Source organism: Sphingobacterium detergens (assembly GCF_003610355.1).
Classification (GTDB): domain Bacteria; phylum Bacteroidota; class Bacteroidia; order Sphingobacteriales; family Sphingobacteriaceae; genus Sphingobacterium; species Sphingobacterium detergens.
On sequence record NZ_RAPY01000001.1, the window covers coordinates 1480365 to 1501987 of the forward strand.

13 protein-coding genes, 1 tRNA gene and 1 riboswitch are annotated in these 21623 nt (G+C 40.4%); of the genes, 8 read left to right on the forward strand and 6 right to left on the reverse strand.

The window, feature by feature from the left end; translation table 11 throughout:
* Positions 1-5: 5 nt before the first annotated feature.
* The 3 genes from DFQ12_RS06445 to DFQ12_RS06455 all read right to left on the reverse strand — a co-directional run bounded on the left by DFQ12_RS06445 (position 6) and on the right by DFQ12_RS06455 (position 4557).
* Complete coding sequence (locus tag DFQ12_RS06445) at positions 6-1397, reverse strand: RtcB family protein (protein ID WP_120258141.1); 1392 nt, start codon at positions 1395-1397, stop codon at positions 6-8.
* A gap of 460 nt (positions 1398-1857) precedes the next feature.
* On the reverse strand, positions 1858-3171 hold the full coding sequence (locus DFQ12_RS06450; RefSeq protein WP_120258142.1) for a PDZ domain-containing protein: 1314 nt from the start codon (positions 3169-3171) through the stop codon (positions 1858-1860).
* A 309-nt stretch (positions 3172-3480) separates the two neighbouring features.
* Positions 3481-4557, reverse strand: a complete 1077-nt coding sequence (locus DFQ12_RS06455) for a ligand-binding sensor domain-containing protein (protein WP_120258143.1) — start codon at positions 4555-4557, stop codon at positions 3481-3483.
* A gap of 390 nt (positions 4558-4947) precedes the next feature.
* Between DFQ12_RS06455 and DFQ12_RS06460 the strand changes: the two genes are divergently transcribed.
* On the forward strand, positions 4948-5811 hold the full coding sequence (locus DFQ12_RS06460; protein ID WP_244211687.1) for a winged helix-turn-helix domain-containing protein: 864 nt from the start codon (positions 4948-4950) through the stop codon (positions 5809-5811).
* 201 nt (positions 5812-6012) lie between these two features.
* On the opposite strand, the gene DFQ12_RS06465 is transcribed toward DFQ12_RS06460, so the two are convergent.
* Together DFQ12_RS06465 and DFQ12_RS06470 are read right to left on the reverse strand one after the other, a co-directional pair.
* A tRNA-Leu gene (locus tag DFQ12_RS06465) sits at positions 6013-6092 on the reverse strand.
* 114 nt (positions 6093-6206) lie between these two features.
* Positions 6207-6941 carry an SIMPL domain-containing protein gene (locus DFQ12_RS06470; RefSeq protein WP_120258145.1) on the reverse strand — a complete coding sequence of 245 codons (735 nt, stop codon included), beginning with the start codon at positions 6939-6941 and terminating at the stop codon, positions 6207-6209.
* A 93-nt stretch (positions 6942-7034) separates the two neighbouring features.
* Here DFQ12_RS06470 and DFQ12_RS06475 point away from each other — a divergent pair, with 93 nt between their 5' ends.
* Complete coding sequence (locus DFQ12_RS06475) at positions 7035-9863, forward strand: S9 family peptidase (RefSeq protein ID WP_120258146.1); 2829 nt, start codon at positions 7035-7037, stop codon at positions 9861-9863.
* Positions 9864-10034: 171 nt separating this feature from the next.
* Entirely contained in the window at positions 10035-12224 is a 2190-nt protein-coding gene (locus DFQ12_RS06480; RefSeq protein WP_120258147.1) for a glutamine synthetase III family protein, read from the forward strand.
* A gap of 98 nt (positions 12225-12322) precedes the next feature.
* Here DFQ12_RS06480 and DFQ12_RS06485 read toward each other — a convergent pair whose 3' ends face one another.
* Complete coding sequence (locus tag DFQ12_RS06485; RefSeq protein WP_167457203.1) at positions 12323-14776, reverse strand: TonB-dependent receptor; 2454 nt, start codon at positions 14774-14776, stop codon at positions 12323-12325.
* 385 nt (positions 14777-15161) lie between these two features.
* Here DFQ12_RS06485 and DFQ12_RS06490 point away from each other — a divergent pair, with 385 nt between their 5' ends.
* From DFQ12_RS06490 to DFQ12_RS06505, 5 genes are all read left to right on the forward strand, one after another.
* The gene (locus DFQ12_RS06490; protein WP_120258149.1) at positions 15162-17189 is read left to right on the forward strand and encodes an FUSC family protein; all 2028 of its coding nucleotides are present in this window, start codon (positions 15162-15164) and stop codon (positions 17187-17189) included.
* Between the two features lie 203 nt (positions 17190-17392).
* Positions 17393-17505: riboswitch (SAM riboswitch) on the forward strand.
* A gap of 10 nt (positions 17506-17515) precedes the next feature.
* Positions 17516-17650 carry a hypothetical protein gene (locus tag DFQ12_RS28465; RefSeq protein WP_257089796.1) on the forward strand — a complete coding sequence of 45 codons (135 nt, stop codon included), beginning with the start codon at positions 17516-17518 and terminating at the stop codon, positions 17648-17650.
* A gap of 113 nt (positions 17651-17763) precedes the next feature.
* Positions 17764-19074 (forward strand): O-acetylhomoserine aminocarboxypropyltransferase/cysteine synthase family protein, encoded by a 1311-nt coding sequence (locus tag DFQ12_RS06495; protein WP_077434955.1) that lies wholly within the window; start codon positions 17764-17766, stop codon positions 19072-19074.
* Between the two features lie 27 nt (positions 19075-19101).
* Positions 19102-20145, forward strand: a complete 1044-nt coding sequence (locus DFQ12_RS06500) for a homoserine O-acetyltransferase family protein (protein ID WP_120258150.1) — start codon at positions 19102-19104, stop codon at positions 20143-20145.
* A gap of 39 nt (positions 20146-20184) precedes the next feature.
* Entirely contained in the window at positions 20185-21366 is a 1182-nt protein-coding gene (locus DFQ12_RS06505; RefSeq protein WP_120258151.1) for a homoserine dehydrogenase, read from the forward strand.
* Positions 21367-21623 lie beyond the last annotated feature (257 nt).

The following is a 21623-nucleotide window of genomic DNA, read 5'->3' on the forward strand; positions in this document are numbered from 1 at the left end:
CCGTCTTATTTATCCATACGAACAATCTTCGGACTGAATGTCCCAAGTACATTAACCAACTCATTTTGCAAGCCCATCACCCGATGGATATCTTTATAGGCATGCGGAGCTTCATCCAGCGCCCCGCCAATTAACTCCACACCATGCTGTTCCAATTCTTTGAGCATGGCACTTTTGGTGAGACTACTTTTACAGGCTGCGCGGGACATTATACGTCCAGCACCATGCGAAGCTGATTGTATACTCAAAGGATTCCCTCGCCCCTCAACAATAAAACCCGGTGCGGTCATAGACCCCGGAATAATTCCCAATACCCCTTGCCCTGCTGGAGTTGCTCCTTTACGATGCACAATGCATTCCTTTCCATCGACCATTTCCCGCCAGGCAAAATTATGGTGGTTCTCAATGGTCAGTACAGGCCGTTCACCCAACGCTTTTGCCAAGCGCCTATGAATGTCCTCATGGCAGGCCCGAGCATAATCACCGGCAAGGTTCATTGCCAGCCAATACTCCTGACCTTCTTGCGTATCCAGATCCAACCAGGCCAAATGTTGTACAGAACGTGGTAAAGGGCATTGTTTTGCGGCTAAATTTGTATATTGTTTAGCGATATTGGCTCCCAAACCACGGGATCCGCTGTGCGATAGTACTGCTAGATAAGACCCAGGGGTAATCCCCCACCCGGAACGAACCTGATGTAATTCAACCACACCGAATTCAACAAAGTGATTTCCACCACCCGAAGTCCCGAGTTGCCTGTAAGCCTTGTCCAACAGCGATTTCAACAAAGGAATATCTTTAAATTCCGATCTGCTAAAAATAGCATGGTCTTGTTTCTCCCGATGCGTATCGTACATACCAAATTGGGTATTCTCCTTCAGTATATTGCGCAACTGGAATTCCCGTCCTTTGAAATAACTTGCCGGTAGGTCAAAGATAGACAGACTCATTCGACAGCCGATATCCACACCTACACCATAAGGTATCACGGCGTTATCCGTTGCCAGTACTCCGCCAATAGGCAAACCATAACCCATGTGTGCGTCTGGCATCAATGCGCCTTTGTATGCGATAGGCAGCTTCAAGGCCTCATACAGCTGTCTTTTGGCCTGCTCATCAATTTCATTTTCACCAAAGATGGTAAAAGGCACCATTTGCTTATTGAGCTGTTGCTTGCGCGCTTCAACCGGTTGAATCAAACCCTCAGCGAGCTTGGCCCAAACAGCATCTTCCCTAAATTTTTCAGGCGCTTCGAGCACCTTCTTTGCTTCCAAAAGGATGTTTTCTTTCTTTTCTCCCCTTCGGTAACGTGTGATTAGCCCTAAGGCTACATTCATTATATTATTCTGTGGAAAACCGATTTTAATAAGGTCTTTCCCCGATAATTTACTTCCCATATTCTTTTAAAAAAAACTTAATATACTGTCCTATCCATCTCAGGGATAGCGCATTTAAATATTCGGGTTTTCTTTTTCTTGAATAGCTATTTGCCAGCTGCCAGCGCTTTACGTTCTGTATTATGAACAAAACGGTTACGCACCAATCTCATTGATGCACATAATGGCCAGTACGGTATACCATCGACCGGTCAAAATATGACCTGCGCAAGCTGGCTAAACAGAAAATAGAAGGCAATAAAAAACCCGAATGATCTTCGGGCTTTTTTTCATGTCGTAACGAGTACGTTATATGTGAAGAAAAGCACGAAGAATGCTTTCGGCAAATCCATTTGCTGCAAAAGCGCTTTTTGTTTTAATCTTGGAGACCAACATAGTTCTTCGTCTTTAAATTGTTTAAAAATTAATATCGGCAGCAAAGGTAAATAAGTTTCTTCCACTTTTCCAAATTTTACAAAATTTAATTTGCATTAAAAGGCAGCGGATCCTTTAAAAAGAAAGTATATTCCATCATTTGTCCGTCTCTTTCGATCTTAAATCGAATTTCTTTACCTTCCTCTGATTTGAAAAGCGTATGAATAGTTTCCAAAGAATAGGAAGAAGCCGAACGTCCATTGATTTTCAACACCTTATCATCCGGTTTTAATCCGGCAATTGCTGCTGGAGAACCTGCCCGAACAGTTGCAATTTTATACATATTTTTCAGTACAAAGCGATACTGCAAACTGTTGTCCATACGGATCTCTGTCCCACCATCTTTCTTTAAATAAACAGGCACCTCCTCTTTCTCATATTTTATCCCATCATGTATAATTTCGAGACCACTCATGTTTAAGTAATAGAATTTATCAAAGTTTCTATTTTTTTGGAGATAAACGACATTATTGGGATAATCGAAAATAACCTTAAACCTACGTAGAAGTTCGTTTCCGACAGAACCTATTCGTTCATTTACAAAAGTTGCATGTTGTGTAGAGCTCAATTCTGGATAGGCTACCAAAGGATAATTCATCTTAAATGGTCCCAGCTCCAAGGATTTGATCCGATTTCTTTTCCCATAGATTTCGCCATTGAATCCCTGACCAATGTAGTCATCAATAAAAGGAGGTTTGATTGCAAAATCATTTAATTTGGACGGAATAAGCATCAACGCATCACTATTACCCATATCAATCAATACGCGGCCTTCAATGTCTGCGGAATCCTGATTAAAAGCAACGGAGATATACGGTCTGCTATTTAAAATGTCGAGCGGGAGACGTTGCATCTTTGCGAGTCCTTTGGGATACTCTCCCTTTTGGTAAAGAGTAATCCGGTGTTTCAAAAAATCCATCTCAACAACGTGATCACTAAAAAAACGGCTCCCCATGATGCCATTTACCTCCACCCCGATTCGGGTAGAAATATCAATATGTGCATTTTTAAGAATATAAATGGGCTGATCCAGATCCTCATACACATTAGCAACGCTAACCTTATTATTGACAGACAGATAACCATCCAAACCCTCATCCTTGCCTAAGCCCTGAAACTTATTAACGAAGACTGCACTATCAATCGATTTCAGCGTTTCTCCGAATATCATGGTCTCCTTGACCCCTGTATCCAATAAGAAGTTCATCGTATATCCATTCACCTGAACAGGAATAATAACCAGATTATGAACAAATAGAAACGGGAATCTAACTTTCTTTTTTTCTTTCAAAACAAAGCGGTCTTGCCCCAAGGCAAAAAAGGAACAGAATAAGGCAAAAGATAAAAATACTGCTTTCATCCAAGTTTATATTTGGTATTTCCAATTTAAACAAGAATTCTCATAATAAAAAAGGTTTATACAAAAAAAGACTATATATCTTTTCATCAACTTTACGAGCATTTATTCGGACATTATTATCGTTTTGCTTGGGACAACATACCACTTGCTTTGCCATTTGTTTGCCCTTTGAAGGCTATTTTATTACCATTATACCAAAGAAACAGCAAAGAAATAGCAAACAAACAGCAAAGCAGTCCCAAGGAAGGTCCCTAGAAAGTACGAAGAAGTCTCGAAGAACTAGCCTAGAAACGGCAAAGAAAAAAGCCCCTATTTCCTTTTAAAGTTTGTGATGGTTTTTCCATTGTAAGCAGACACACCATCTAGTGAACCAAACCAAATATTGCGTTTATCATCTTCTAAAATCCCGAAGATCATTGGTTTATTTACGATTTCTGTTACCGTTGGATACCCATTCGACAAGGATTTCTCTGCATAACGGGAAAGCACCCAGCTTTTCTTATCAGCACTTTCTGAGCTGGTCAAAATATTGCCTTCTTTGTCTTCGTAGATATATCCAACAAAATTCCTGGTAAAATTGGTAAATGTACGGCCATCATAACGCCAAAGACCATCATAACCTCCTAGCCAAATATTATCTTTTCTATCTTTGATTATTGACCTGACATTTGCAAATGGTTTTCCGTCTTTATTGGTTACAACCGTAAATGTCTTTCCATCATAAATGCAAGCATATCCCCTGGTACCGAACCAAAGTTTTCCTGACTTATCTTCAACAATAGCATTCACATCATTGTGCATGGGATGATTTTCCGAAAGCTGCTGTTGGTAAATGGTCACGTGGACAGAATCACTGTTAATCGCAACAGCCCCTTCCTTCATTTTAAAATTTTGAAAAGATTTCCCATCGTAGCGGCTTACCCCATTATCGGAGCCAAACCAAATAGAACCGAACCTATCTTCATAAAGAGTTGTTACCCGGTCACTGGCAAGACCATCCTTGCTTGTAAAATTCCGAAAGGATTTTCCATCGTAATAATAGACACCCGAACCGATAGAAGCAAACCAAAAGTTTCCCTTTTTATCTTCTAACACAGAAAAAAAACGTGCTGAACTCACTTGATTGGTTACATTGGTAAACGATTTTCCATCATATCGAAATACCCCCTCCCATGAGGCCATCCAGATATTCCCTTTTCGATCTTGTTTGATTGTACGTACGATACTGTTTGGGCCATGCAGCGAAGAAGCGGTATTAGTTCCAGATGGAATACGGTCTACTTCAGACTGCATATTGCCTATTTGTTCAGCTGCTTTTTTGTGCTGTGCGCTACAATTACTAGCGGTAAATACAGAGAGTAACGTATATATGAATATGTACTTCATGATTTTTTATTTAATGGACAGAAACACCTTTGGATAAATCTGCTCTTTTATTTTTATAATTTATTTCTTTCAATGGGCATATTAGTCATCGTGCCAAAGCGGAGCTAAGTCGGTGCTTTCCAAAACAATTTGTTTTTTTTAATATTGGGCTGACATACGACAGCTCGGGTATCGTTTTTCGGCCGGGTCAATCGGTGAAAATCAAGTATTCCCAATAGCCAGATCAGCACAAGCCATAACACAGTTTTTTTAGTTTTCATCCCATATCAAAGTTGATACAGCGAAATTACTTTGGTATTTTTCAGTCCGGGGAATTTGGATTGTAAATAAAAATGTAAACTTTGTAAATAAATCGTAAATAGCATGTTATATAAGGAAAAACTGTTCAAAATGAGAAGTAGATATGTATATGGGTCCTTGCTGCTCCTGTCTATTTGTATCGTCTTCGGTTCTTTTAGCATCAACAATACCGACGACTTTGATTTCGCAAAAAGGGAAGTTTTGCTTCGCAGAATCGGACACGAATTACTCTTACAGACTGGTGACAGTACGTCAAGGGTGCTCCCTATAGAAAAGGTTGCGGAAAACGAATATCAGATCAAGTTTGAGCATGACTTCAGTTTTCAGCCGGATTCTTTGGTGAATACAACACGACGTCTATTAGCAAAAGACCCCTTCGCTGTCGATTATATTGTTCGTGTTGTAAAATGCGGCAATTCCAATGTGGCCTACAGCTATTCCATATCCAAAAATAAAAAAGACGATATTATCGCCTGTATAGGAAGAGTACAACCTAGTGCCTGTTACATGATCAATATTAAATTCAAACCGACAGGAATTCATACAACTAAAAACAGCTATCTGCTGGGCAGTCTCCCGATCTTAGCTATTGTTGGATTTATTTTTTTGAGATCTGTAAAATCGCGAAAAAACACAGCTAAAGATCAGTCGACCACCCTGTTCACCCTGGGATCAGTGTTGTTCAACGCAAAAGAACGACAACTGATTATCCATGACAGAACGATAGACCTGACCGGAACCGAAGCCCGTCTGCTACTCATTTTTGCATCCTCACCAAACGAAACTATCATGAGAAGCCGCTTGCAAAAAGAGATCTGGGAAGATGAAGGTGTTATTGTAGGGCGCAGTCTGGATATGTTTATATCAAAACTGAGAAAAAAATTGGAAATTGATCCGAAGATCAATATTGTTGTTATACGTGGGAAAGGCTATAAGCTTGAAATTAGCGCTTAAGAAGAGGTTCGCATGAATATGACCTGTCCCTAAAACCAGGATAAGGGCTTTCTAAAATTGTACCCTACTGTGAACTGAATGAATACAAGATTTGTTCAGTTCACAGCTATTGCATCTGATCCCCGATCTACCTCTCTCGGTCTATGCCCCTGATAAAGTACACAAAAAAATCCCTCTCTACTTGCGTAAAGAGGGATTTTGTACCCGGAGCCGGAGTCGAACCGGCACGGTTTCCCACTGGTGTTTGAGACCAGCGCGTCTACCAATTCCGCCATCCGGGCATATCCGTTTGGGATGATGCAAAAGTAGGTTTTTTATTGAAAAAGAGAAAACTTTTTGAACAAATTTCCACTTAAATTCAATAGTACACTGAAATACAGTCAAATAATTTTTCGTTAATTACTCAAAAAACTCGCTCTAACCGTTATATTCGCTGTTTTCTTACGTGAAGTTGTATTAAAAGCTCCTCCCGAAGAGTACTCTTCGTTATCATTTTGACCAGTTATCTGAAAAATTCCCAGATCGGCTTTCACCAGACTACCTAATCCTGCATTCGATTCCTTGGCAATATTGTCGGCACGTTGGTGTGCATTTTTTGAAGCTTGGGAGATCAGTTCTAATTTCAGATCCTCCAATTTTGAGTAATAATAATTTGGCGTACTCGAACTCAGCTCTATTCCTTTCGAGATCAATGTTGATATTTCCCTTGAAGCGTTGTCCACCTTATTCAGATCTCTGGATTCCACACTTACTGTCTGTGACAAGGTATAACCCGAAAATGTATTATAACCGTTCCCCTTTCCATCGGTATGGTATTCAAAATCTTTAGCGATATTCACGGCCTCAAAACGAATTTCATCTACTTTAATCCCTTGTTGCACTAAAAAGTCACGTACCAGATCACGATCTGTTGCCAATTGTGCCGATGCCGCACTTAATTCAAAGTTCTTCCTACTGAAAGTTGCGTTCCATTTTACCAAATCAGATTCAAAATCTTTCTTTGCATTGCCGTTGACGGTAATTGTTTGTGTGGATTTATATTTATACCGATATGCATTGCCCAGGATCCATGCAGTAAGCAACACGGCGACGCTCACGATAACAGAAACAATAATAGATGATGATTTCATAATCAGTTTTTTATATTTACGTAACAATGAATATACCAAAAAATCAACGATTTTTTATTTTTTATAGATAAATTGCAGCAAAAGAATTTAAACATGAATAAGAAAAATATCTGTATCCCATTCTGTTTTCTCGCGACCTTAGCTGTGCACGCACAAAAGAAACCAGTGGACCATACGGTATATGATAGCTGGCAAAGCATATCATCTCCCTATATCAGTAAATCGGGTAAATTTGTACTCTTTCAGGTTGCTCCACAAGAAGGAGATAGCCAACTGTTCCTGAAAACAAAAGAAAACAAAGAATTGATTCAGATTCCGCGGGGCTATAATGGAAAACTGACCGATACAGAAAATCATTTGATCAGCTTAATCAAAGCACCCTTTGCCGTAACACGTGAGGCAAAAATCAAAAAGAAAAAAACGGAGGATTTACCTAAAGACTCTCTGGCAATCTACAATTTAACCAGCTCTTCGCTTGTTAAATTTGCACAGGTGAAATCCTATAAAGTTGCAGAACAAAATAACAATTTTGTTTCCTTCCTATTTGATAAACAAGCGGACGAAAAAACAGGCTCATCCAAAAATCCGGCTGACACTACTCAAAACAAGAAAAATAGCAACGACAAAAAGAAGAAAGCCGTCGCTACATTAGCTTTATATGATCTTAATTCTGGAGATTCGGTCCAATTCTCCCTAGTAGATCAATATGAATGGAACAAAAATGGAACAAAACTTGTTTTTTCAAAGAAAACTGACGCAAAAGACAGCCTTTCTAGAGAATCTGGAGTCTATTTATATGATATAGCAACCAAAAACCTAAAAAAAATATCAACAGGCAAAGGTGAATACAAAAATTTCAGTTTTGATGAAACGGGTAATCAACTGGCTTACTTAGGTGATCTCTCCAAGGAAAAAGCACTGGTTAAAAACTATAACCTCTATTATTATACCAATGGTATCGATACCGCACAGTACCTAGCTACCAAAAATAGCTCGGGTATTCCCAAAAACTGGGCAGTCAGCGGAGATGGAAATATCCGGTTCAGCAAAAATGGTGAAAAGCTTTTCTTTGGTATCGCACCTATCCCCCGTGTCAAAGACACGACATTAGTTGATTTTGAACATGCCAAAGTCGATGTGTGGGGCTGGCAGGATGACTACTTACAACCCATGCAACTGGTCAACCTAAAAAAAGATCTTTCCAAAAATTTCTTAGCGGTTACCTACCCCAAAAGCAATCGTACAGTTATCCCACTGACAGATGAGACCTTCAATTCCACGACGCTTACAGCGGATGGAAACGCAGAGTATGTATTGGCGCGTACAGATTTTGGTAAACGGATCGAAAGTCAATGGAAAGGTGGCACAAAAGAAGATATCCACCTGGTCTCAACAAGGACTGGTCAACGGGAATTAATTCTTTCCAACTTCTCGGGAAATGTGGCGCTGAGTCCAGATGCTAAATATGTCGTTTATTTCGATGAAGAGAAAGGAACCTGGAATTCTTATCAGATTAGCTCTAAAAGGAAGGTCGTATTAAACGAAGGTATCCCGGCATCCTTTGCTGATGAGGAGAACGATATGCCTACCGCAGCACAGGGATATGGTATGGCAGCCTGGAGCGCTGACTACAAAGGCGTATACCTCAACTCACGTTATGACATCTGGTATTTTAATCTGGATGGATCCAATAAATCCATTCTCACCAACGGTTATGGTGCTGCTTCCCAAACGACATTCCGTTACCTCCCTTTACGACGTGATGAAGACCGTGATCAGCCATTGACCCTGGACTACAAAAAAGGAGGCTTCCTGACATCATTTGACAATAAAACCAAAGAATCTGGTTTTTATCAATTCAAAGGGCAGCATAATGATCCCAAAAGCCTTTTTGTTGAACCAAAAACATTTAGAAATATAAATGCTTCTGCTGATCAACAAACGATCCTTTATAGCAAGGAAGACTATAACAATTCGCCTAACGTTTATATCAATAGTATCAAGTTCAAAGATGAACTGCAACTTTCCGATATTAATAAACAACAAGCAAACTATAACTGGGGCACTGCCGAACTTGTGCATTGGACCACACCAGCAGGTCATCAGGCGGAAGGTATTCTTTACAAACCTGAAAATTTTGACCCTGCAAAAAAATACCCGATCATTGCTTATTTCTACGAGAAACTGTCGGATGGTCTTTATACCTACCAACCACCTGCTCCTACCCCTTCGCGACTAAATATACCCTATTTCGTAAGCAACGAGTATTTGGTATTTGCACCAAATATCAGTTATGAAACCGGACATCCCGGAAAGTCCGCAGAGGAATATATCAATTCGGGAATGCGTTATTTAGCACAAAACTCCTGGGTAGACAGCACCAAAATGGGCATTCAGGGGCAAAGCTGGGGCGGTTATCAGGTAGCTCACCTGATCACACGCACCAATATGTATGCTGCAGCATGGACCGGAGCACCAGTAGTCAATATGACTTCCGCTTATGGGGGAATACGTTGGCAGTCGGGTATGTCACGTCAATTCCAGTACGAGCATACACAAAGCCGTATCGGAAAAACCCTATGGGAGGCGCCCGAACTCTATTTGGAGAATTCGCCCCTGTTTCACATGAACAAGGTAAATACACCTGTTGTTATTATGGCCAACGATAATGATGGTGCTGTGCCATGGTACCAAGGCATCGAAATGTTTACAGCATTGCGTCGGTTAAACAAACCCGTCTGGATGTTGAACTATAATGGCGACGAACATAATTTGATTCAACGACAAAACAGAAAAGATATACAGATTCGCGAACAGCAGTTCTTCGATCACTACTTAAAAGGAGCTCCTGCGGCAAATTGGTTGAAGAAAGGAGTACCGGCCACCTTAAAAGGAATAGACTGGGGACTTGATTACAACTAAAAACACTCAAAATAGGTCGATTTATCCAAGTCGACCTATTTTTTTTAACCAAAAACCAATTTCAAAGACACATTTTGTAAAAAAAATCAAAAAAAATTTCAGTTTTCCGCAAAAACACAATATTTTTGAAAAACAAAATCAACAAAACTGTAATTTAATTATAAAATACAAATGTCGAACCTAAGATTCAAAGCAGTAGAGGCAGCGGGCTCACGCCAGATTGCACAATTTGAAAAAGTTGAAACTAAAAAAGCAACTGACATCTACGGAAAGAACGTTTTTTCCGTAAACAAAATGAAAGACTACCTTCCTAAAAACTCATACAAGGAGTTAGTTGCATCCATTGAAGAAGGACAGATTATTTCAAGAGATTTAGCTGAGCACATTTCGCAAGCAATGAAAACTTGGGCCCTGAATCATGGCGTTTCCCACTACACACACTGGTTTCAACCTTTGACGGGTTCGACAGCTGAAAAACACGATGCATTTTTTGAGCCTGATGAAAATGGCGAAGCAATCGAAAAGTTCACGGCAGATGCTTTAGTTCAACAAGAGCCAGATGCTTCATCTTTCCCTAATGGTGGTATCCGTAACACCTTCGAAGCAAGAGGATATACGGCATGGGATCCATCTTCGCCAGCATTTATCTACGAAACTGGTGCAGGTAAAACACTTTGTATCCCTACGGTATTTGTTTCCTATACGGGTGAATCATTAGATTATAAAGCACCTTTGTTGAAAGCAATCAATGCAGTTGATAAAGCAGCAACTGAAGTTGCACAATATTTTGATAAATCAATCACGAAAGTAAACGCTTCTCTTGGTATTGAGCAAGAGTATTTTTTAGTTGACCTTTCTTTATACAATGCACGCCCTGATCTTCAATTGACTGGACGTACGTTATTCGGACACATGTCTGCAAAAGGACAACAATTGGAAGACCATTACTTCGGTGCGATTCCAGAGCGTGTATTAGCGTATATGGTTGACTTAGAAAATGAGGCGTTAAAATTAGGTATTCCATTAAAAACGCGTCACAATGAGGTGGCACCTTCACAGTTTGAGTGTGCGCCAATGTACGAAGAGATCAACTTGGCAATTGACCACAATCAATTGTTGATGAACGTGATGGAGCAAGTTGCTTTGAGACATAACTTCAAAGTATTGTTACACGAAAAACCATATTCTGGTGTCAATGGTTCTGGAAAACACAACAACTGGTCTTTAATTACCAACACTGGTGTTAATCTATTGTCTCCAGGCAAAACACCTAAAAATAACCTGATGTTCTTGACATTCTTTGTCAATACCATCAAAGCTGTATTTGAGAATGCAGATTTAATGCGTGCATCTATTGCAAGTGCAAGCAACGACCACCGTTTAGGTGCTAACGAAGCGCCACCAGCAATCATCTCGATCTTCTTAGGTTCTCAATTAGACGAATTATTGGAAGAAGTAGAATCAGCTCGTGTAGCCAAGAAAGTTAAAGCTGAAGCAAACTTGTGGCACGGTATCCCTAAAGTTCCAGAATTGAAATTGGATAACACGGACCGTAACCGTACTTCACCTTTCGCATTTACGGGTAACAAATTTGAGTTCCGCGCTGTAGGTTCTTCAGCAAACTCTGCCCTACCAATGACGGTATTAAATGCTATCGTTGCTGCACAATTAAACGAGTTCAAAATAGAAGTAGACAAACAGATCAAAAAAGGCACGAAAAAAGATCTTGCGATCTTAAATGTTGTCCGTAAATACATCAAAGATTCAAAAGCTATCCGTTTTGAAGGAAATGGATACAGCGAAGAGTGGGAAAAAGAAGCGGAAGCACGCGGTCTTTCAAACATCAAATCTACTCCTAAGGCATTAGACGTCTACGTAAAAGAAGAGTCATTGGCTTTGTTTGAAGCAATGGGCATCTACACAAGACGTGAATCAGAAGCACGCCATGAGATCTTGTTAGAAAACTTCTACAAGAAACTTCAAATCGAGGCTCGTGTGATCGAAGAGATGGTCAATAACCAAATCGCACCAGCATGTTTCATCTACCAAAACGAGTTGATCGAAAATGTGAAAGGCCTGAAAGACTTAGGTCTGGCTCAAGCAGCATTTAGCTCACAATTGAATTTCGTAGAACGTATCTCGACACATGTAAACACAATCTTGGAACAAGCGGAAGCTATGCGTCAAGAGCGTAAAAAAGCAAACCAGATCGAAGATATCCGTGAGCGGTCAATCGCTTATGATGAATCGGTAAAACCATATTTTGATGTGATCCGTTACCATGTCAACAAATTGGAAAAAATCGTTGACGATAAAAAATGGCCTCTTCCAAAATTGAGAGAGATTTTATTCTTAAGCTAATATCGTTTAAATATAAAAGAAGAAGAGCATTCCGTCTGGAATGCTCTTCTTCTTTTTATATATTGCCAGTTGAGCTAAACAAATACCCGACCCAGCTACTATTTTTTCAAACGGTTATCCTCATCATTATTTCCGGCCCGCTTATTCACCGACTTAATATTGACGTTTCCAAAACGGTAAGAAAGAGACAATCGCACCACTCGACTATCGTGTCCGTTTCGAATGCGATAATACCCATTTTCCTGAACACTGGACAACCGCCGTTGACCTCTGGTATTCAATATATCATTTACGGCTAGCTTCACATTCAGCTTTTTATCAAGAAAGGTTTTCCCTGCTCCGAGATCGATTCCATAGTAAGATTTAAAACTAAAGACACCATAGACAGCGGGTGAAAAATAATTGGCGGTCAGCTCCACATTGGTTGTCTCACCAATGCGGATATCATGATTGGAGCTCACCTGAAAAGATAACTTTTCCAGCTGACGTTGAGCACCCGAGCGCTCGTCAAAATTATATTTGCTATAAAACGCGGTCAAGTTGTTGGAAGTAGTCCACCATTTAAGCACTTTAACCGGTATATTGATATTCATATTATAATAATCGAAATAGGTCAGGTTCCGATCCGTCTGTGCAATGGCCTTGGTCTCTGAATTGCTCTCTATGACCTGCGTGATCGCATCATTGGTTCTCTTATAACCCAGACTCAACAAATAACGCTCCTTAAAGGTATAATTCAGTTCATAGGAGTTGGTATATTGTGGATTTAAATAAGGATTACCGTATTGATAGGTATATTGATCCAGGTAGTAGATAAAAGGATTCAACGCACCATAATCCGGACGGTCTATCCTTCGGCTATAGCTTAGACCAAGCTTGTGATTATCATTGATCTGTTGTTGTATAAATACCGTTGGAAAGAAATCCGTATAATTACGTTTTGTCTGCTGTCCTAAGGTTACTGAATTACCCAATGAACTGGTATTTTCAACACGGAGTCCGGCTTGTACAGAAAACTTTCCAAAGGACTTATTCAGCGTAAAATATGCTGCTGCGATGTTTTCGTTATACAAAAACTGATTGCTCTGCTTTTCGTTTCGCACAAATTCCCCTGCCGCGTTTTGATCCTCATAGATCAAAATATTATCCGTTTTCACACGACTATATTTCAGCCCCGCTTCGAGTTTTGTTGTTTTGTCAAAGGGATGGACAAAATCTGTTTTGAAAACTAAAATTTTGGTATTGGACAACATGTCATTTCGAAAAATCTTTGGCAGTTTAAATTCCGTCCAATTGGGATCTAAGAAACGGTTTTTTACGGTGCTGTTATCGTTATTTTTGGAATACGAATAATCTGCATTTGCTGTCAGTTCAGTCCCCAATGTATCGAATGTCTTTTTGTAATTGAGGTTGTAAGCCAGGTAGTGATAGGTGAAATCCGAAAAGTTGCTTCCCTGTACAACTGAATCCAATTTTCCTTTTTCCGAAGCGATTAAATTATCTCCCTGCCGTGTAGAATTACCATTGCTCACATTACCATTGACGACAAAGCCAAGTACTTCTTGTTTGCCCAGATTAAAATCTGCAGCGAATTTAAAGTTATGTCCGCGATAACGAAATTTCGAATAAGAATCCGAATTGAAATAGGTTGTTCCTACTGAATCCCTGACAGAACGATCGATCGTTAAATCATTAAAGCCCAAACTATTCTGGTAATTATAGGAAGCAAACAGATTTACCCAATTGTTGCGATGGTTGACCAGGAAACCGCCATCACCTTTTGTATATTTTCCCTGTCCAAGATTGAAGTTCAAGCTAACGTTACTGCCGAATTGTGTATTTTTTTTGGTTTTGATATTGATAATACCAGCGTTTCCAGCGGCATCATATTTCGCAGGCGGATTGGTGAGGACCTCAATCGAGGCGATTGAATTTGAAGCCGTATTTTCCAACAGTCTGGAAACTTCATCTGCAGAGAGATAAGTAGGCTTTCCATCGATCATAATAATCACATTACTTTTACCGCGCAGGTTGATTTTTTTATTATCCAAAGTCACACCGGGAACTTTTTGCAGAAGTTCCAATGCGTTATTTCCGGTTGCCAATACACTATTCTCTACATTGAGGACAATCTTGTCAATTTGACTTTCAATTAGGGGTTTCCGACCAACGACCTGAGCCTCGCCCAAAACTCGTGTTTCCGTTTGTAGGCGAATGGTATCCAAAGACATGATCGCCCCCGCCTTCAATGTAATTTCGGTAGAACGGTAAGTTGTATAACCTACTGCTGAAACTTGCATCATATACTTTCCGCTGGGCACTTCCACAAACTCAATGTCTCCATTCTCTTTCGACAACGTCCCTTTCAACGGAATATCCCCCGGACTACGCAACAGTGAGATACTGGCCGCACCAAGCGGACTATTATCCTGACCAACAACAACAGCCTGTAGCCTCCCTCCTCCAGATTGTGCAGAAACTGTTCCCCAGGCAGAGATCAGGATTATTAGAATGGACAGTAGCAACGATTTATTTTTCTTTGGTTTCATCATGTAAATCTTTATATCATCAATTAGGGCAGCAATACGCATTTATATATATTGATGACAACAAACCTCGGATTTTCATTACACGCTGACCAGCAGAAATAGATAGATAACCAAAAACAGTCGGTAGAAAGCCAAATAACCTCGGTAAACCACATTTCATCCATACAATGAGATGGCTATTACAATTCTTCAAAAAAAGGCTGTTCCATCTCCAAACATGCCAATCGGTACCGCTAATGAGTGTGCGTAAAAAAAACAGCGCTTCAAACAGCACTTGTTTCAAAATAAAAATTCACAAAAACAACCATATTCAAAATAAATAAAATGTATATATAAAATATTAAGCATAATATTCGTATTTTTGCAACGAAAATTAGTAAACTGATTGATGGGCACCGTGTCATTAAAGAAAAGATTCAACCGTATTTATAGCCGAGTTATTCGATTTATCCGAGGCGAGCACAGTGGTGACGCGCTGCGAAATGTATCCATCAGTATTTTACCGAGTTTAGCAATCTATCTATTAGGGGTTCCGGCGAGCACCGCTATTGGAATTGGTGTAGGCTCTTTGTTGACGACTTTGACGGATCCTCCAGGCAACCGCAAGGATAAACTATCCTCCGCATTGCTGTGCATTCCGACATTCTTTGTTGCTTCATTTCTCACAGCTTACTTATTCCCTTTTCACTGGCCCTTGGTTATTCTCCTTGGTTTAGCCGGATTTACCTTTACCTTATATGGTTTGTTTGGCCCGCGTTATGCTGCAATCGGCAACATGACTTTGATCTTAATGAGTTTTGTCATCGGTCTGGCACCAAAACATCCCTTGGCGGTCGGCCTGCAAATCACTACAGGAGCAGCGATTTATTATTTGTTCAGCTTGCTACAGGCTTATATAAGACCCTACCGCTCCTTGAAGCATGCGATGGCAAATGGCTTTCAGGGTTTATCTCAATTCTTACTGATCCGCGCTCAGTCCTATGACCCCAACATTCCACTGGACATTACCTACAGTCGCGTGGGCAAAATCCATGGTCAGATCAGTGAACAACAGGAACAGATCCGTTCATTACTGTTCCGCGAGAAAAAAATTATTGGTCATCAATGGCCCAAAAGTAATTATTGGCTCAGTCAGGTTTATGGTCTGATTGATCTGCACGAGCTCATCATCGCACTCGACCATGACTATGATGCAATCCGCAAGAATCTTGCAAATACGGGTAGCCTTCCTGTGATCCGTCGTGCAATAAAATTATTGGCATTAGAAATTGATAGCTTTTCACAGCCACATATCAGATTCCGATATGCACAGCAATTGTATTACAATACAATTAAACTGAACGAACGCCTGACCGAGCTTAAAAACATTCAGCAACAACAAACCGGTCCAGCCGGCCCTATCCTACAGTCTATTATTACCAATATGGAGTCTATTCTTGAGGTGCTGCGTCGGATTCAGGTTGCTTTTTATCAGAATCAGGAAATTCAGGACAAAATAGATACAGCGGAATATCAACAATTTATCAATCGCCCCCTGGGCAGTCTGGGTGAGATCAAAAACAAACTTCACCTTAAAAATCCGCTATTTCGTTTTGCGCTACGTATGGCCCTACTTTTTAGTGTTGGCGCATTGATCGGCATTTTGTTTTTGGACTTCAAATATACCTATTGGATTTTGCTGACGATCGCTATCGTAGCGAGACCCGCCTTTTCGATGACCAAAACCCGCAACATCGAACGGATTGTAGGGACATTTTCAGGTATTTTGATCGGCATCTCCTGCTTAGCATTCTTCGAGAGCCTCCCCTTTTTGTTGAGCCTATCGGCAATTGGTCTTTTTGGCTTCTTTCTATTCAACCGATCCAATTATATGGTCAGTGTTATTTTTATTACATTGGGCGTTGTCATTGCGCTAAACCTATTTGAAGGTAATATCAATCTTATTTTGGGCAGCCGCATGGCTTTTACATTGGTAGGCGCATTTCTGACCATCGCAGGATACTTCCTGATTCCAGTACGCCAAAGCTCAAGCTTAGTGCATCTGGCAAAGGAGGTAGCAAGTTACAACCAACATTACTTCCAGATTATCAACCAACGCCTATCGGACAATCTACAGAGCTCTTTTGACATCCGGTTAGCGCGCAAAAAGGCGCAAACAGCGATGGCCCTATTTTCGGACTCCATCAACCAAATGAAAAAAGAACCTGAGCACAAATGGATAGACTGGTCCCATATTCACCATTTTCAGGCACTCTCCTATCGCGTCAATTCGCATCTTGTCGGACTTTCCATTTCCATCAGTAAAAAGAATCCGGAAGTCCTGCACAACGACATCTATGTCAGAATAGATGAGTTAAAGCCGTTATTGACCGATTTGGATCAAATTGCGGAGCATATCTCAGGCAGTAAAAAATAAGGTGAACCTCTTCCTTTAAAAAATAAATAACTACATGATTTTCAACTCAGCCTATATTTCTATAGGGTATTGGGAACATGTATTTACAAAATAGTTTTAATTAAAAAATTGTTTTTCTTTTGCATTAATAGAAAAGAAGTTTATATTTGCAGTGTCTTCAGATGAAGATTTCTAATCAACACCTTCCTTAATCAGCAGGTCTTGATTTATAAAGAAGTGGCGAGAGACTGGCTCTATGACCCACTGGCAACCTTCAATTTGGTTGAAAAGGTGCCAAATCCTGTCCAAAGCAATATCGTTTTGGAGCATATAAATGAAATAAGACAATGATTATTACATTACAGAAAACCATCAACAATTTAGGTTCATTTCAGACGAACCAACTAACAGGTAAAGGAGCAACACATAGCATTGCCATGTCTATGCGAATGCGCATGCATATGCACCTTCCAACTTGTTAAGCATCATTTTCCTTTTTCCCGGATAACGATATTAACAGACCTTTTCAGCAGGTGTGTATGCTTCCTTTTTTTCCTTGTTAACATTTTTTTGAACCCTTAAAATCTGATATATTATGTCTTCCAACAAAAATCTAAAATTCGAGACGCTACAAGTTCACGCTGGCCAAGTGGCAGATCCAACTACTGGATCCAGAGCGGTACCTATATACCAAACATCTTCATTTGTATTTGAGAATGCTGAACATGGAGCCAATCTATTTGCGCTGAAACAATTTGGCAATATCTATACACGGATCATGAATCCTACGACGGATGTTTTTGAACAACGTATTGCGGCGTTGGAAGGTGGAGTTGCGGCATTAGCTGTTGCTTCGGGTCAAGCGGCACAATTTATCGCCTTAAACAATATCCTTGAAAACGGTGATAACTTCGTAGCAGGTTCTAACCTATACGGTGGTACATTTAACCAGTTTAAAGTTGCTTTCAAACGCTTGGGTATTGAAGCCCGTTTTGCAACTGATGCCGAAGCAGATAAAATTGAAGCGCTTATTGACGATAAAACCAAAGCTATCTATGTGGAGACCATCGGCAATCCTAGTTTCAACATTCCTGACTTTGAAAAAATTGCTGCTGTTGCTAAAAAATATGATTTACCTTTAATAGTTGATAATACATTCGGTGCCGGAGGTTATCTGTTCAAACCGTTGGAATATGGTGCACATGTTGTCGTTGAATCCGCAACAAAATGGATCGGCGGTCATGGTACAAGTATCGGTGGTGTCATCGTTGATGGCGGAAATTACAATTGGGGCAATGGAAAATACCCACAATTCTCCGAACCATCCGAGGGCTATCACGGTTTGGTATTTTCTGAAGTATTCGGTGAAAAAGGACCTTTTGGCAATATTCAATTTGCTATCCGCGCCCGTGTTGAAGGCCTACGTGATTTTGGTCCAGCACTTTCGCCATTCAATTCATTCTTATTGCTACAAGGGCTTGAAACACTGTCATTGCGCGTGCAACGCCATGTGGACAACACCTTAGAGGTTGCCAAATGGCTTGAAGCCCACCCACAGGTAGAGAAGGTAAATTATCCAGGATTAAAAAGTTCACCAAGCTTTGCCAATGCGCAAAAATATCTCAAAAACGGTTATGGTGCTGTCCTTTCCTTCCAGTTGAAAGGTGATGCTGCACAAAAAGCAAATGCTTTTATCGACAGCCTAGAGCTCATCAGCCATCTGGCCAATGTAGGTGACACCAAATCATTGATCATCCACCCTGCTGCAACGACGCACCAACAGTTAAGTGATGCAGATCAGGCAAATGCAGGTGTATTTCCGGGGTTATTGCGTCTTTCTGTAGGGATCGAACATATTGATGATATCAAAGCCGATCTACAACAAGCATTCGATAAGATCAAATAATCAGGTACATCCATAAATTTAAGCGTAATGAGCAGGCATATTTATCAACATCCCGAGCCCTTTGTATTTGAAAACGGGAAAGAACTTGTCGATTTACAGATTAGCTACGAGGTATTTGGTGAACTCAATGCTGATCGCAGTAACGTGATTTGGGTCTGTCATGCCCTGACGGCAAATGCGGATGTATTGGACTGGTGGCCGGGCCTATTTGGTGCAAACGATCTGTTTAATCCGAATGATTACTATATCGTATGTGCCAATGTAATTGGGTCCGCCTACGGTAGTAGCAATCCCCTATCCATCAACCCGGCAACGGGTCAGCCTTATTACCTATCCTTTCCGGAGTTTACGGTAAAAGATCTGGTCAACGCGCATCAGTTGCTCGCAGCCCACCTGGATATCAATCAACTTGAGGTTTTAATTGGTGGCTCACTAGGTGGCCAACAGGCCCTGGAATGGGCCGCTTCCAACACAATCGCCATCAATCAACTCATTGTTGTCGGCACCAATGCGGTACATTCCCCCTGGGGCATTGCTTTTAATGAAAGTCAGCGTTTAGCAATTACGGCAGACCGCACCTTCTATGCCAACCATCCCGATGGTGGTAAAAAAGGTCTTAAAGTTGCCCGCTCGATTGCGCTGCTATCCTATCGCAATTATATCACCTACGACCATACACAACGGGATGAGGATGACAACAAAGTGAATGGATACAAAGCTGCTTCCTATCAAAATTATCAAGGCGAAAAACTTGTTAAACGCTACAATGCGTATAGTTATTTCTACCTGACAAAGGCGATGGACAGTCACAATTTAGCCCGGGGAAGGGCTTCTTTGGAAGCAGCATTGAACGGAATCAGCTGTCCGACACTGGTATTGGCTGTCAATACAGATATATTGTTCCCTCCAGCCGAACAGCGATTTATAGCGCAGCATATTCCAAATGCAACTTATCAGGAGATCGAGTCAAGCTATGGCCATGATGGATTTTTGATAGAGACAAAAAAACTGACGGCTATTATCCATAATTTTTTAAAGAATAAGAATGCGTATATCAACGAATTAGTCTAAGAGAAGTAAACAATTATATAAGAGCATTTAAGAAGAGATATGAGTAATAAATTAACGATAGGGATGTTTGGGTTTGGCGTGGTAGGCCAAGGTCTCTACGACATTATCAAAACCAAAAACCTGAATCTGGAAATCAAGAAATTTGTCATCAAAAATGCGGACAAAAAACGTACGCTACCAGCAGATCTGTTTTCAACAGATGCTGAGACAATCCTGGCGGATCCAGAGATCAACACTGTTGTCGAACTGATCGATGATGCCGAAGCTGCTTACAAACTGACTGTACGCGCATTGAAATCAGGCAAAAATGTGGTGTCTGCAAATAAAAAAATGATTGCCAGTCACCTCGAAGAGTTGGTAGATATTCAACATGAATATGGTACCAGCTTACTTTATGAGGGCGCTGTCTGTGGAAGTATTCCCATTATCCGTAATTTGGAAGAATACTATGACAATGAACTTTTGCATTCGGTCAGCGGTATATTCAACGGATCTTCAAATTACATTCTTTCGAAAGTCTTTAATGAAAACCAACAGTATGCCGATGCGCTAAAAAAAGCGCAGGAGCTGGGTTTTGCGGAAACAGATCCTACCCTTGATGTTGGCGGATATGACCCTAAATTTAAGGTCTGTATCGTCGCTTCACATGCTTATGGTATCTATGTCAAACCAAACGATGTCTTCAACATCGGTATTGATAAATTAGGTCAACAGGATATTCGCTTCGCAAAGGAAAAGAACTTAAAAATCAAGTTGATCCCTACAGCCAAAGAGATCGATGGCAATAAAGTCGTGCTGTATGTACTTCCTCGTTTAGTAGGTAAAGAAAGCATGTTATACAATGTAGAAAATGAAAATAACGGTGTATTGGTCAAAGCTGCTTTTGCGGATGAGCAATTCTTCTATGGCAAAGGTGCGGGTGGCCACCCTACTGGCTCGGCAGTATTATCGGATATTGCTGCATTACGTTACGGTTACCGTTATGAATATAAAAAGCATTTAGAGTCCAGTGCCTTAAATTATAGCCAAGATTATCTGCTCAAGGTATATTTAAGATACACTGACGATCAACTGATTGAGAAATTGAATTTCAGTGAGATCACCGAAAGATATTACGCAGCAGATTTCAAATATGTTATTGGCTCTATTAATCTTCAACAAATTGCAGCTCACAAGGCGGATTTGGACCAAGAGGGCAATTTCATTGCTGAGATCGCGTAGGCAATCAACAAACCAACCTACCTTCAAGGGGTGTTCCAAAAAATTTGGACACCCCTATTTTTTTTTAAATGCTTATTTTTTATTGATTCGTATTTTTCATTAAGGAATCAATAAGCGCTACATCCGGTTTATTGACCAGAAGGAACCTTCAGTCGATTTTCAGCGCTATTGATATTTGTGAAAGCCTGAAGGTTTTATTTTATATATTCCTTGAAGTCATTTTTTTAAATTCTTCGATCCCGGATAGCTTAGCTTTT